At 60.5% G+C, this 12,291-nt stretch carries 15 protein-coding genes; 4 read left to right on the top strand and 11 right to left on the bottom strand.

Features of this window, described 5'->3' with window-relative positions:
* Positions 1 to 6 precede the first annotated feature (6 nt).
* Entirely contained in the window at positions 7 to 816 is an 810-nt protein-coding gene (locus ABIZ35_RS23705) for a hypothetical protein (protein ID WP_348222400.1), read from the top strand.
* A 1-nt stretch (position 817) separates the two neighbouring features.
* Here the strand turns inward: ABIZ35_RS23705 and ABIZ35_RS23700 are convergent, their stop codons facing one another.
* The 10 genes from ABIZ35_RS23700 to ABIZ35_RS23655 form a co-directional block, all read right to left on the bottom strand.
* Entirely contained in the window at positions 818 to 1,492 is a 675-nt protein-coding gene (locus tag ABIZ35_RS23700) for a hypothetical protein (protein WP_348222399.1), read from the bottom strand.
* A gap of 32 nt (positions 1,493 to 1,524) precedes the next feature.
* The gene (locus ABIZ35_RS23695; RefSeq protein ID WP_348222398.1) at positions 1,525 to 2,253 is read right to left on the bottom strand and encodes a hypothetical protein; all 729 of its coding nucleotides are present in this window, start codon (positions 2,251 to 2,253) and stop codon (positions 1,525 to 1,527) included.
* Positions 2,237 to 2,584, bottom strand: a complete 348-nt coding sequence (locus ABIZ35_RS23690; RefSeq protein WP_348222397.1) for a helix-turn-helix transcriptional regulator — start codon at positions 2,582 to 2,584, stop codon at positions 2,237 to 2,239. Before ABIZ35_RS23690 ends, ABIZ35_RS23695 begins: the two co-directional genes overlap by 17 nt.
* A gap of 109 nt (positions 2,585 to 2,693) precedes the next feature.
* Entirely contained in the window at positions 2,694 to 4,460 is a 1,767-nt protein-coding gene (locus ABIZ35_RS23685) for a cation:proton antiporter (protein WP_348222396.1), read from the bottom strand.
* A gap of 373 nt (positions 4,461 to 4,833) precedes the next feature.
* The gene (locus tag ABIZ35_RS23680; protein ID WP_348222395.1) at positions 4,834 to 5,955 is read right to left on the bottom strand and encodes a Xaa-Pro peptidase family protein; all 1,122 of its coding nucleotides are present in this window, start codon (positions 5,953 to 5,955) and stop codon (positions 4,834 to 4,836) included.
* Between the two features lie 13 nt (positions 5,956 to 5,968).
* Entirely contained in the window at positions 5,969 to 6,436 is a 468-nt protein-coding gene (aroQ, locus tag ABIZ35_RS23675) for a type II 3-dehydroquinate dehydratase (protein ID WP_348222394.1), read from the bottom strand.
* A 7-nt stretch (positions 6,437 to 6,443) separates the two neighbouring features.
* On the bottom strand, positions 6,444 to 6,635 hold the full coding sequence (locus ABIZ35_RS23670; RefSeq protein WP_348222393.1) for a Trm112 family protein: 192 nt from the start codon (positions 6,633 to 6,635) through the stop codon (positions 6,444 to 6,446).
* 39 nt (positions 6,636 to 6,674) lie between these two features.
* Entirely contained in the window at positions 6,675 to 7,826 is a 1,152-nt protein-coding gene (locus ABIZ35_RS23665) for a glycosyltransferase family 1 protein (protein ID WP_348222392.1), read from the bottom strand.
* Positions 7,823 to 8,776 carry a glycosyltransferase family 2 protein gene (locus ABIZ35_RS23660; protein WP_348222391.1) on the bottom strand — a complete coding sequence of 318 codons (954 nt, stop codon included), beginning with the start codon at positions 8,774 to 8,776 and terminating at the stop codon, positions 7,823 to 7,825. The genes ABIZ35_RS23665 and ABIZ35_RS23660 overlap by 4 nt, the downstream gene beginning before the upstream one ends.
* A 107-nt stretch (positions 8,777 to 8,883) precedes the next feature.
* Positions 8,884 to 9,114 (bottom strand): helix-turn-helix domain-containing protein, encoded by a 231-nt coding sequence (locus ABIZ35_RS23655; protein WP_348222390.1) that lies wholly within the window; start codon positions 9,112 to 9,114, stop codon positions 8,884 to 8,886.
* A 204-nt stretch (positions 9,115 to 9,318) separates the two neighbouring features.
* Between ABIZ35_RS23655 and ABIZ35_RS23650 the strand changes: the two genes are divergently transcribed.
* From ABIZ35_RS23650 to ABIZ35_RS23640, 3 genes are read left to right on the top strand one after another with little or no spacing between them, the layout of a single operon-like run.
* Positions 9,319 to 10,437 carry a lytic transglycosylase domain-containing protein gene (locus ABIZ35_RS23650; RefSeq protein ID WP_348222389.1) on the top strand — a complete coding sequence of 373 codons (1,119 nt, stop codon included), beginning with the start codon at positions 9,319 to 9,321 and terminating at the stop codon, positions 10,435 to 10,437.
* Positions 10,438 to 10,496: 59 nt separating this feature from the next.
* Positions 10,497 to 11,321 carry a DUF1559 domain-containing protein gene (locus ABIZ35_RS23645; RefSeq protein WP_348222388.1) on the top strand — a complete coding sequence of 275 codons (825 nt, stop codon included), beginning with the start codon at positions 10,497 to 10,499 and terminating at the stop codon, positions 11,319 to 11,321.
* Between the two features lie 42 nt (positions 11,322 to 11,363).
* Positions 11,364 to 11,777 carry a hypothetical protein gene (locus tag ABIZ35_RS23640; RefSeq protein ID WP_348222387.1) on the top strand — a complete coding sequence of 138 codons (414 nt, stop codon included), beginning with the start codon at positions 11,364 to 11,366 and terminating at the stop codon, positions 11,775 to 11,777.
* Positions 11,778 to 11,810: 33 nt separating this feature from the next.
* Here ABIZ35_RS23640 and ABIZ35_RS23635 read toward each other — a convergent pair whose 3' ends face one another.
* Positions 11,811 to 12,155: a hypothetical protein gene (locus tag ABIZ35_RS23635; RefSeq protein ID WP_348222386.1), complete on the bottom strand. Its 345-nt coding sequence runs from the start codon at positions 12,153 to 12,155 to the stop codon at positions 11,811 to 11,813.
* Positions 12,156 to 12,291 lie beyond the last annotated feature (136 nt).

Here is a 12,291-nt window from a genome sequence, read left to right as displayed (position 1 = left end):
AACAGCATGAATCGATGGCATGGATACATTGCCGCAGCCGGGTCATGCGTCTGGGCGGTCACCGCCGCCCAGACGCCGCCGGTCGCGGAGCGCGGAAAAGCAGTCATTGTCGGCCATGTGGTGGATCGGCATGGGAAACCGATGGCAGGCGTCCCCGTCTTCGCGCAGACGGATCTGATGAGCGTGCTGCCGGAGAGCTTTATCAAAGCCCATACGATCCACGGCAAGGGCGGCGATGTTTTTACCATCAACGGATATGTTCCGGAGGAGTACACGCGCCTGCAAACGGCCCACGCCATCACGGACTCCGACGGCGCATATCGTCTCGTGGGAATGACGACGGCTCGTTACCAGATCATGCTGAATTACAAAGAGAAGCAGCCTCGGGAGTGGACCGCGATCGCCGTACAAAACGTGCCCGCGCAGGAAAACGAGACGGTGACAGCCCCCGATCTCGTTCTGACACACGGAGCTCTGGTGACCGGAACGGTGCGCGATGAGAAGACACAGAAATCGCTCGCAGGCGCATCCGTCGGATATATGGGGCCATCGAACCCGAATACAACAGGACCGTTTTCCGCAGTCGCCACTCGCCCGGATGGGACATACTCGCTGCGGCTGGCGCCAGGCGGCAGCACCGTTTTCGTCGCAATGTTCACTGGAGATGGGCCGCCAGGACGCAGTGGCTATTGGATTTCAGTCGATCGCGCCAAGCCCATTTTTCACCCAGGGCTGGCGGAAACCTCCGCCGTGAAGATCAATATCCACGACGGCGAAACGCATACGATTTCATTCTCGCTGGCCGGCGTCAAGTAAATCACGCTCGGGTCAGACGGCGAATTCTCCACCTTCGAGCAACAGCGCTCCCGAGCAGCATCAGCGCCGCTGTGTAGGCTGCGAACACGATGGTCATCGCCGCGAGAAAGAACAGAATAGTTCCCGGAGCCAACCCTGCTTCAGCCGTCAATTGCTTACCGGCCTGTAGATAAAAGTTGGCGACAAACCAAATGCTGGTAAGGACACTGGCCACAGAAAGCGCCGCAGTTGCGCGTTTCGGCCGATACCAGCCGCAAACCGCCCCAACAACAATAGGCGCGCTAAAGCTGACATTCATCACGTTCGGTCCCTGGGCGACTGGCCAGATAAGATACAGCACGAAAGAGTACATCAACTGGAGCATGACGAGCACGACGGCGGACAGTGCGAGCGCCGAGAGGAAATTGCCCGGCTCATTGGCGCGTAGCCAGTTGGCCGCCCACGTCCGCCCAACGGTCGCCGGATCGCCGATCATGCGCAGCGCGTCCGTGACGGCGGCAGGCTCGCCGCGCCCTTCGTCCCGATATTGATCGACCAGCGTCTCGATGTGCGTCTTCATCTCACGCAGAAAATTGCCCTTAGTTTCCTCCGGGATGGCGCGCATCGATCCGGCAACGATTCCCAAATAATCGGCGATTCGGTTTTCGCGGTCCTGCGCGTCAGGCTGACTGTTCACGGTTCACTCCCAATCTTGTCAACGAAAAATCATTACGCGCGGGTCAAACGGCGGATGCGCTCGCGGCGCGCCAGACCGCTGCCGAGAAACAACGGCAGAACTACCCAGAGGATGACAAACACAAGAATGGCTATCACGTAGGAAGCTGCGGCGGGGAACTGCTGTGCGATGTATTGCCGGAACAGGATCCACGCCGGCTCGGGCCAGCCTCCAAGAGCGAAAAGCTGGAACAGATAGGCGGCGTAGATGGCTCCGCTTCCACCAAGTCCCGCACGGGCGCCCCGAGGCTTCCACCAGCCGCAGACGGCGCCGACTGCTGTCAGTACGATGGGGATCCAGGCCATCTCGGCGATGCTTTGGCATAAGGCCATAGCGCCGATCTTTTCGTTCACAAAGATCATGACAGGTCTAGGAGTGGGCTGCAGGAAAGAGACAATGCATTGAAGGACGACCAGGATCCCCGCGCTCAGAGCGAATGCCGAGAGGAATGTTCCCGGCTCGTTCGCTGCAAGCCACGACTTCGCCCAGGAGCGGCCGAGAGCGACCGGTTCGCCGATCATGCGCATTGCGTCGCTCACGGCGGCGTCAGCATCCCGGCCTTCGTCACGATAGTGATCGGCCAATGTCTCAACATGCGTTTTGACTTCCCGTAAGAAGTTCCGCCTCGCCTCATCCGGAATGGCTTTCATTGGCTTCGAAACAAGAGCGAGATAATCCGAGATTCGGTCGTCGGGACCTTGCGCATCAGGCTGTCTGTTCACGGCTGACTCCTCCAATGATGTTGTTGACGGCCAGGGCGAACTGGCTCCATGCCGTCGTTCGGCTCGCAAGTTCGGCGCGGCCGGCATCCGTGATCGAGTATGTCTTACGCGGGCGTTCGCTTTCCAGATGCTCCCACTCCCCGGCGATCAGACCCGCGTTTTCCAGGCTGTAGAGCGCGGGATAAAGCGTGCCGTATTTGAACTTCAGAATATCCCCGCTGCGCCTTTCAATCGCCTGCGCGATGGCGTACCCGTGCATCGGCGCTTCGTGCAGCACGGCGAGGATCAGCGTCGGTGTATTCCCTTTTAAAAGCTCTCGTTCGTTACCCATAAAACATTATATCTTGTAATCCGATATATATCAATAGCCGTTATGAAAAACAATGCCCCAGAATCTCGGATGAGATTCCGGGGCGTTATTTTTTAAGTTCGCCTTGGAATTAAACCCCGGCCTTCGCCGTCACCGGCAGTCCCGCCTCGCGCCAGGCGTCCCAGCCGTCGCGCAGGGCGTAGGTGCGTGTCCAGCCGGCTTTTCGCATTTCTCCCGCCGTGTAGACGCTCGTTTTGTCGTCCGGGCAGGCGCAGAAGAGAATGATCCAGGCGTCCTTCGGGATGCCCGTCTTGGCGGCGTACTCGGCGGCGTGATGGTAGTCGATGCGCGTCACTCCCGTGGCAAGCAAATCGCTGTCATTGAACGTGCGTTCGCTGCGAACGTCCAAGATCACGACATGCTGCCCGGCGTCCTGTAGGCGCTGCATCTCGGCCACGGTAATCCGATCCCCAGCCGGCGGCGCGGCGCCTTCGATGGGCGCCGGAACGGCGGGTAGGATACGATCGATGCTTTCGCCCGACGCGATGGTCCGATCCCCGGTATGTCCGCCATCGCGCGCTCCGTCACGATGACGTGGGGTCGGAACGCTGACCGATGAAGCGAGAACGAAGTCCTGCGCGATGGTGGGCGCCGGTTCATGGGCAGGGGCGACTTCGGCCGGCGAGGGCTCGGCGGCCGGCTCTGTTTGTGACTTTTGGCGCACGAGCATCAGCGAACCGCCGTGCAGGATCACAGACATCACGACCACAAGGCAGCAGATCGAAAAGAGCCGTTCGCTGCCAGGGACGCCGGCAAAGACGGGGAGCAGAACAAGCAGCAATGTGCTCAGGCCACGCGGCCCGAACCATGAAATGAGTGTGTGCGCCTTTTTGCCCAGCTTCGTTCCCGCTAAAGCGACGGCAAACGCCACCGGGCGCGACAGCAGTGTCAGCGCCGCGAAGGCCAAGGTCGCCACGGAGAGCATGGCGAACCCGCTCCAGATCAGCGAGCTTCCGAGCAGTACGAAAGTGAAAAGCAGCGCGAGTTCGGCGGTCGTTTCGCCGTATTCCAGGAAGCAGTCGCATAGCTCGACGTCTAAGGCGGCGATGGTCAGTCCTGCCGCAAACACCGCAAGGAATCCGCTGCCGTGCACCGTCTCGGCGGCGGCGAAGGCCGCGAACGCCACACCCAGTGAATACAGGCTCTCGTAATCGCGTCGAATTCCCACTCGGCGGCGCACCAAGTCCAGCACCGCGACTCCGACTAATCCCACGGCGATACCCGCCACCGGTCCGAGCAAAAACAGATTCAAGCCCATGTGGATCCAGAGGGCCACGTTGGGCAAAGGACCGGCCATGAGAAACGGCAGCGCCACCAGGACAATGGGGAGCAGAACGACGTCGTTCAGTCCGCTCTCAAGCCGCAATGCCTGGCGCGCGGCGCTGGGGATGTCGGGCCGCCGCAGCAGGCCGCGCAGCAGCACGGGGTCGGTGGAGGCGAGCGCGGCGCCGAGCAGCACACACGCCGCTGGAGGCAGATTTAACAAGCCCCACGCCGCAAGACCGATCAAGGTAGCCGAGAGCAGTGTTCCCGGCCCAAGCACGCGCAGCGCCAGGCTCGTCTGTTTTCGAACTTCGGGGACATTGAGAGAAACCGCGTCGGTGAAGAGCACGAGCGCCAAGCTCAGTGTCGCCACCACGCGCAGAATCTGCGAATTAAGATGGACATCGAGAAGATGCAGGCCCGCCGGGCCGAGCACCGCGCCCAGGCCCAGAAAGACCGCGACTTGGGGGACGTTGCTGCGCTCGATAAATCCCGACATCAGAGCCGCGACAATAATCACGACCCCGACCAGCGCGAGGATGGAGGCGAATGAGTCGGCGCTTAATACGGCCATAGAGGGCGCCCTCCGGAACGCGAACGAAAAGTGAGTAGTGAAAAAGAGTGCTGTGATGAGGACAGCAGTGTTCTTATAAAACGTCTGAGGGTGTAATCGGTTCCCTACGAAGCTCAAGGCTGACAACAGGAAGCCCGGCGAGTATAAACCCGCAAACGAAATGGCCGGCAGTTAAAACCGCGCCTGCGAATACGCAGAAGTCCCCCTGCGGGGACTACATAATCCTCAACGATACCGTCTACAATACGCGCGTTGTTCAGACGTTTCGGTAATCGATCATGTAACCCACGCCGGTGGGTTTCTGCGCTCTGGCAGGCGCGGTTTCAACCGCCGGCCGCCTTTGCGCCGGGGCTAATACAAATATTCCGAACTTCTACCCGCCCAACGCCTCAAATTCGTTTGGCAGGCTGGTCAGAGTCTCGCAGCCGTCTTCGGTCACGAGCACGTCTTCTTCGATCCGCAGGCCGCCCCACCCTTCCAGGTAGACGCCGGGTTCGACGGTCATGATCATGCCGGGTTTTAAGATAAAGTCCTGGCTGCGCGTGGAGAAGCCTGGGCCGTCGTGGACAGTGCGGCCCAGGCTGTGGCCGAGGCTGTGGGCGAAGGCTTCGCCGTAGCCGCGCGCGGCGATGTGGTCGCGCGCGATGGCGTCGATCTCCTGGCCGTTCTTGCCCGGCGCGATCGCCGCGATCGCCATGCGCTGGGCTTCCAAAACGGTAGCGTAGACTTCACGATGCTTGGGGGTGACGTCAGCGTCGGAGCCGATGAAGACGGTGCGGGTGATGTCGGAGCAGTACCCATCGACTTCCGCGCCCCAGTCGATGGTGATAAAGTCGCCGACTTCGAAGATACGCCCGTTGGGGCTATGATGCGGATGAGCGCTTTGCGGGCCGCTGGCGACGATCGATTCGAAGGCCGTCTTCTGCGCGCCGTTCTTGCGCATGGCGAAGTCCAGCTCGGCGGCGAACTCGCGCTCGCTCACGCCGGGGCGCAGCAGATGCTTAACCGACAGAAACGCCGACTGCGCGACATCGATCGCGCGTCGGGTCTTCGCAACTTCAATGGCGTCCTTGGTCAGGCGCAGCACTTCCACCAGGCCCGACGCGGGGACGAGAGAGACGCCTTCGGGCAGGTCTTTCACGAAACGCTCGTGCTGCGAAACCGTCATATGATCGGCTTCGAAACCCAGCTTCTGGATTGCGGGCCGCGCCGTGAGTGTTTCCTGCAAGGAACCGATGTACCCACCGCTGCCGGCCGCGATGATCGGCGTGAAGTTCGGAGCTTCCTCACGCACGCGGATCGCATAACGGCCGTCGGTGATCAGGATGGCTTCCTCGGCCGTGACCAGTCCGTAGGCGGATGAGCCGGAGAAGCCGGTCATGTAGCCGATATTGGTGATGTTGGTCAGCAGCAGCGCATCCAGATCCTTGGCGGCGATGGCTTTTCTCAAAGCGTCCAGGCGGACGGCGAGGGCGTCTTGCGTCGTAACACTCACGATGGCGTTTCCTTTAGCGATGGCTTTCTTCGACAAGCCGCTTGGCGGCGGTCAGGGCGAGCAGATAAGAGTTCGTGCCGAATCCGACGATCTGTCCGGTGGAGACCGGCGAGATGACCGAGTGGCGCCGGAACTCTTCACGCGCATGGACATTGGTCAGATGCACTTCGATGGTCGGCAGCCGTGAATCGGCGATGGCGTCACGGATGGCGTACGAATAATGTGTGTAGGCGCCGGGGTTGATGACGATGGCGTCCGACCAGGACATTGCTTCCTGAACGAAATCGATGATCGCGCCTTCGGAGTTAGACTGCTGGATGGTGATCTCCAGCCCCAGGGCCTTCGCCTGCGCCTCAATCTTCTGGTTGACGGTGTCGAAGTTATCTTTGCCGTAGATATCCGGGTCACGGATTCCGAGCATATTCAAATTGGGGCCATGGATCACGGCGATCTTGATCGGGCCGGAGCGGGTCAGTTGCACGATATCCTCACTGATGGGTGGAGTCGGTTGGGTCGGGCTGTGATGCTTCTTCGGTCAGCAGCACGGGGATCCCATTGTTAATAGGGTAAACGCGACGGCATTCGTCACAGACGAGCGTTTCGCCCTCCAGACGCAGCGGCGGACGGTCGTCGCATGCGGGGCAGGCCAGTATTTCCAATAATTTCGGGTCTAAAACCATTTACTCTTCTCGTTTGCGATTTGCTTCTGCGAAATGCGTTTACTTCTTTGTCGTCGAGGCGACACTTTGATAGATCGCCAGGGTCTGCTCGGCGGTTCGGCGCCACGAAAACTCATGCGAGCGCTCCAGGGCGCGCTCGGCCCAGCGGGCGCGGACAAGAGGCTCGTCGATCAGCTTTTCCAGCGCCGTCGCCCAGGCGTCGGAGTCCTTGGCCGGCAGCAGCAGCCCCGCATCCCCCACCACTTCAGGAAGCGACGAGATCCGAGAGCACAGCACCGGGCATCCGCACGCCATCGCCTCCAATGGCGGAAGCCCGAACCCTTCATACAGCGACGGATAACAAAACACGTCCGCGCCGCCGTACAGTGTCGGCAGGTCCTCGTCCGGAACGTATCCGGTGAACACGATCTGGTCGGCCACTTCCGGCGGCAGCTCCGCCAGATGCGCGTCCAAATCTTCGTTCTTCCATCCGCGCTTGCCGACAATGACCAGCAGATGCGGGATCGCCTTTGGGCCGAGCTTGGCGAGCGCGAAAGCGTCCAGCAGCAGCGGCATGTTTTTGCGCGGCTGGAGCACGCCGACCGACAAAATATACGGCTTGCCACGCAGTCCGTATTTCTCGTTCAACGCCGCCCGCGCGAATTCCTGCCCGTTCACGGGCGGCGCGAAGCGCGAATCCGCCGCCAGCAGCGTCGTCACCACTTTGTCCGGCTCAATATGCAGCTTGTAGGTGCGCAGAATATCGCGGCGTGTGCTCTCGGAGACGGCGATCACCTTCGCCGCCCGCCGCATAGATCCGGGGACAAAACGATTGAGGATCCAGCGATCCCTCGGCAAAAAATGTTCAGGAAATAGAGCAAACGTAATGTCATGAACCGTGGTGACCACGGGACACGGCGCGCCGAGCAGCGGCGTATTGTACTGCGTGTGCGCGACATCAATTTTGTCCGCTTTCAGCGCTTTTGGAAACGCCAGCGACATCCAGGCGGCGTCATGCGTGGGACTCGGGAGAATGCGCCAGGTGAAATTTGGCCCCGTCGGCGGCGGATCACCCTCCACGGGCAGGCGCGTGTAAACGAAGTATTCGTTCTCACAGTCGATTTCGGTGAGCGCGCCGATCAGACCGCGCCAATAGGTGCGGTCGCCGGTGTAGCGCCCGGAGAGCGTGCGTGCGTCGAGGGCGATTCTCATTCCCCTGCGTCCCCCACAGGCTTCATCCGAAGCGTGTCGATCCAGACCTTGCGGAACAGGCGGGCCTGTTCGCGCGCGGAGGGTTTGACGAGGGCAATGGCGTGCCAGGCGATGCTGCGCATCGTCGCGCCCAGCAGACACATGGCTTTGATGGCGAGGCCGCGCCCCCGTCCGCCGTAGCGGGTGAAATAGTAATATCGGCTGCGGTTGTAGGAGACGATCATACGGGCGCGGCTGCGCCAGGCGCCGCTGCTGGCGCCGAGCAGGTGCCGGATATGCGCTTCGGGAATGAACCAGATCGGCCACCCCGCCCCGCGCAGACGAATACAGAAATCGGTGTCTTCAAAGTACATAAAGAAAGCAGGGTCAAAACCGTCGATCTGGGTGTACGCTTCGCGGCGCACAAACAAGCATGCGCCGCAGACCTGCTCGACTTCACGGCGAGTCCCATAGTCCCAGTCCGTCATCAGATAATTGCCGGTGACTTTGTTGTTGGGGAAGAGCTTGTCCAGATAGGTTTGCTCCCACCAGACAGCCATGAGGCTGGGATCGCGGGCGCAGGAAGTTTGCGTGCCGCCATCCGAGAGGATTAGCTGCGCGCCGACGGCGCCGATCTTCGGATGTTCATCCATGAAGTCACGCATGGCGGCGAGCGCGCCGGGCAGAACGATAGTGTCGGAATTCAAAATGAAGGCGTAGCGGCCGCGCGCATCGATTTGGGCGGCGTTGTTCGCGCGTCCATAGCCGATATTGCCGCCGGTCTCGACGACGCGCACCCAGGGGAATTCGCGGCGGACCATCTCCACGCTGTCGTCGGTGGAGACATTGTCGGCGACCACCACTTCCATGGTCGCTTCGCCCTCATCGCGCCGGTCTTGGAGCGATTGCAGACAATCCCGCAGGGGGCCGCTGGTATTGTAGGAAACGATCGAGATAGTCACGTCGCACACGGACGGATCAGAGCAGGGAGGTGTGGAATTGAAGGGAGATGATGACTGCGTCGTCATAACGAGAAAGTTACCATGCGAATCGGGGCCGCGCCGGATTCGGCGCGACGCTATTCGTCATCGTCATCCGCCACGTCTACATCCACTTCGAGGTCCGCCGCTCGGGCGGGCTCGAGCAGCTTCAGCAGCTCGGTGCGTGGAATCAATACTTTGCGCTTTCCGGCGATCCGGAAAGCATTCAGCTTCCCCTGACGGATGTAAGAGCGAATACTGGACTGACTCAATTGCAGGTATTGGGCCGCCTGTTCGACGGTCAACAGTTCACGGGATTCGGAATCCATCCGGATATATTCTCTCTCCTGAAGGTGATGAAGAAGCTTCCTGGTTCGGTTTTTCAGTATAACCTAATTAACAGCCATTGTCAACAAACGCTGAAAACAAGCGCAATCGATTCTTATTCCCTGATTTCCTTGACATCAAACACCGACTATGATAAGATACACCGTTGACTGGAATCCGCTTTTTGGCGAGGAAAATCCATGCCCTTGAAACCCACACTAGCCGCCGCCTGCTTCCTGATGATCGCCGCCGGAACCGTTCCGGCGAGCGCCGCGCCGCAGGCGCCGTCCGCATCCTACATCTCCGCGCGCACCGCGCTGCGCCAGACGCCGCTCACACCGATCACGGCGCGGCTGCTCGCCGACATTCAGCAGAACCCGACACAATTCGCGGGCAAGGCGCTGGAAGGAACAGCTACCGTCTCCGGCCAGGTGGTTTCCGACGGTCAGCGCACTGTTCTTTTGAATATTGGTAACGATTCGATTTCCGTGGTACTGCCGGCGGCGCTGCAAAAGGCCGACTGGATCGATACGGGATGCACCCTGCGTGTCCTGCTGTCGGTGGAAGCCCCAGGCGCGCGTATCGAATCCAATGGACTGCGGCTGATCTCCGCCGCGCCGGAATACGATGTCGCCCAGTCCGAGCGCGCGGCGATCGCCGGCTGGACCCGACGCGTCAGCAGCACCTCACGCTCCGTCTCTTATGACCGCAACGCCCAGAGCACTCCCGTCGCCGGCGTCGGCGCGCCGTCCACCGTGCGCTATTACGCCGCCCCGCCGCCCGTTCCGCGCGTGCAGGGTCACCCGATCGCCGCGCTCACCGACCGCGCCCTGTCCATCTATGGGCCGTACCGGGACGCGATCCGCAGCCATAACCCGCGCCTCTCGGAAACCGATCTGGACAAGATCGCCACGAGCATTCTTTTCTACTGCGATCTGAACCAAGTAGACCCGCGATTGGTCATGGCGATGGTCATCGCCGAATCGGGCTTCAATATCTACTCCACGTCGCGCACCGGCGCTCAGGGCCTCGGCCAGCTGATGCCGTCCACCGCGCGCGGCATGGGCGTCACCAACGCTTACGATCCGATCCAGAATATCCAGGCGGCCGTGCGCATCCTGCGCGGTCACCTAGACAAATACGGCGGCGCGCCGGCCAACGCGGGGATCATCCCGCTCAAGCAGCTCCGCCTGACCATGGCCGCCTACAACGCCGGCCCCGGCGCCGTGCGCAAATACCACGGCGTCCCCCCCTACCGAGAAACACAGCGATATGTAGCCAAAGTGGGCTCCCTTTATCAGCAGATGTGCGGCATCGCCCGCTAACATCGTCAATGACCTCGCGACTTTTTGAAGAAGCGAGGTGTGCGCCCACGGAGAACTACATGCAATTTCGCTCTGCCCCGGCTCGCCGCCGAGGCTTTACTCTGATCGAGCTCCTCGTCGTCATAGCCATCATCGCGATTCTCGCGGCTATTCTTTTCCCCGTCTTCGCCAAGGCTCGTGAGAAGGCCCGTCAAATCAGCTGCGCCTCCAACGAGCGCCAGATCGGCCTGGGCCTGATGCAGTATGTCCAGGACAACGACGAGACGTTCCCTGCGGGATATACCCCGAACTACGCCGTCGGCTGGGCCGGCCCGATCTATCCTTATGTGAAGAGCACCGGGATTTTCAAATGCCCGGATGATTCCACCAGTCCCAACGGATTGCTGCAGCCGATTTCCTACGCCTTCAACGCCAACTTCTCAAGCTCGTCCACACTCGCGTCGCTCCAGGCTCCGGCCAGCACCGTGCAGATCTTCGAAGTACGCGGCGCCGTCGCGCTGATGACCGATCCGTCCGAAGGCAGTAACAGCTTCACAGTAGCGCCGACCCCTAACTCGCTTTCGCCCGCCGGCGTCGGCACCCAGGGCTCTTTGTACGCATCCTACGCGACGGACACTTACGCCCCCACGGTTCTCTACACGACCGGATGGATGGGCGGACGCTACAGTTCAGCACAGTCCAGTTTCGACAGTCCAACCGGGCGCCACACGGATGGATCGAACTTCCTGGCGGCGGACGGCCATGTCAAATGGCTGAGACCGAGCGCCGTTTCGAACGGCAACACCGCCTTCGCGGGCGCGAATCCGCAGGATACCGGCATCACGGGACGGGCTGCGGGAACGGACGCGATGGACAAGTATGCAATGACGTTCAGCCCGCTCTAAGCCGCGCTTCTCAGTCATTGGTGAGAATGTAAACACACGCTTATGATGGTCTGCATACACGCCGCCGTCGGAGCCGCCATTGGCGGCTCCGTACAGCGGCCTCTGCCCGCGCTCGCGAGCGGCATTGCCTCGCACTTGATCTGTGATTTATTCCCACACCGGGACTACGATATTAAGATTGAGGCGCCGCTCGCGGCGCTTATGTTCGGCTGGCTGGCCAAACGCTACGGCGTCCAATCCCCACAGTTTCTCGGAGCCGTTGGGGCTGTGCTTCCAGACGCCGAAAACGCCCTGGCCGTCCTCGGCGTCATTCCCCGAAGCGCCATGATCTTCCCCACCCACTGCGAAGGCAAGTCCTGGTTCGCCGGACACGGCAAGAAGCTGGAAAGTCCCGCCTCCCAAATCGCCCTCGCCGCGATCGCCCTGGCCCTCGCCGACCGCAGCGCTGGCCAATAGGAAACACCGCGTTTTATGGGCGGCGGGGTCTTGTTACTTGAGCTGTGTTCCACTTTGCTGCAGCCAGCCCTGTGTGCTGCGCACCCAAACATCGCGATAGACATTGTTTGCCAGTTTCAGGGACTCTGCGTGATCCTTACCGTCCGCAGTGACGCCATGCATATTCGAATGCAAGCTCTGTGTTTCCATCACGACTGCGGTATTTCCCTTGAGTGTAAAGCTGTTGATCGTGACCTTATGCACCAGGAGATTCGATATCTCTTGTCCTCCACGGCTTTTGAAGTCCGCTTCAATTTCACTCTCATGTCGGTCTAAGACAGTGAAGGCGGCATACGCCTCTTTAAGACAGCCTGTCTTGTCGTATTGTTTGCCTTGCAAGTCCGTATCTGTCGAGTCTCATGTCATTATGAACAAGTGGGGATGGCGTTTGAGGAGCGCATGTGGTAGTCTTCTTGGTAACCACACCAAAGAAAATCAACCACATGCACTTCCATTCTAACGCATCCACCAATAA

Source organism: Capsulimonas sp. (assembly GCF_039929585.1).
GTDB lineage: Bacteria > Armatimonadota > Armatimonadia > Armatimonadales > Capsulimonadaceae > Capsulimonas.
Note: the sequence above shows the minus strand (reverse complement) of the source record. Positions and strands in the feature narration are given on the sequence as shown.

What these genes read in the sequence shown, in the direction of transcription:
- ABIZ35_RS23705 (WP_348222400.1), top strand. Translation starts at nt 7, where the DNA reads ATGAATCGATGGCATGGATACATTGCCGCAGCCGGGTCATGCGTCTGG.
- ABIZ35_RS23690 (WP_348222397.1), bottom strand. Translation starts at nt 2,584, where the DNA reads ATGGGTAACGAACGAGAGCTTTTAAAAGGGAATACACCGACGCTGATC.
- ABIZ35_RS23685 (WP_348222396.1), bottom strand. Translation starts at nt 4,460, where the DNA reads ATGGCCGTATTAAGCGCCGACTCATTCGCCTCCATCCTCGCGCTGGTC.
- ABIZ35_RS23670 (WP_348222393.1), bottom strand. Translation starts at nt 6,635, where the DNA reads ATGGTTTTAGACCCGAAATTATTGGAAATACTGGCCTGCCCCGCATGC.
- ABIZ35_RS23665 (WP_348222392.1), bottom strand. Translation starts at nt 7,826, where the DNA reads ATGAGAATCGCCCTCGACGCACGCACGCTCTCCGGGCGCTACACCGGC.
- ABIZ35_RS23655 (WP_348222390.1), bottom strand. Translation starts at nt 9,114, where the DNA reads ATGGATTCCGAATCCCGTGAACTGTTGACCGTCGAACAGGCGGCCCAA.
- ABIZ35_RS23645 (WP_348222388.1), top strand. Translation starts at nt 10,497, where the DNA reads ATGCAATTTCGCTCTGCCCCGGCTCGCCGCCGAGGCTTTACTCTGATC.
- ABIZ35_RS23640 (WP_348222387.1), top strand. Translation starts at nt 11,364, where the DNA reads ATGATGGTCTGCATACACGCCGCCGTCGGAGCCGCCATTGGCGGCTCC.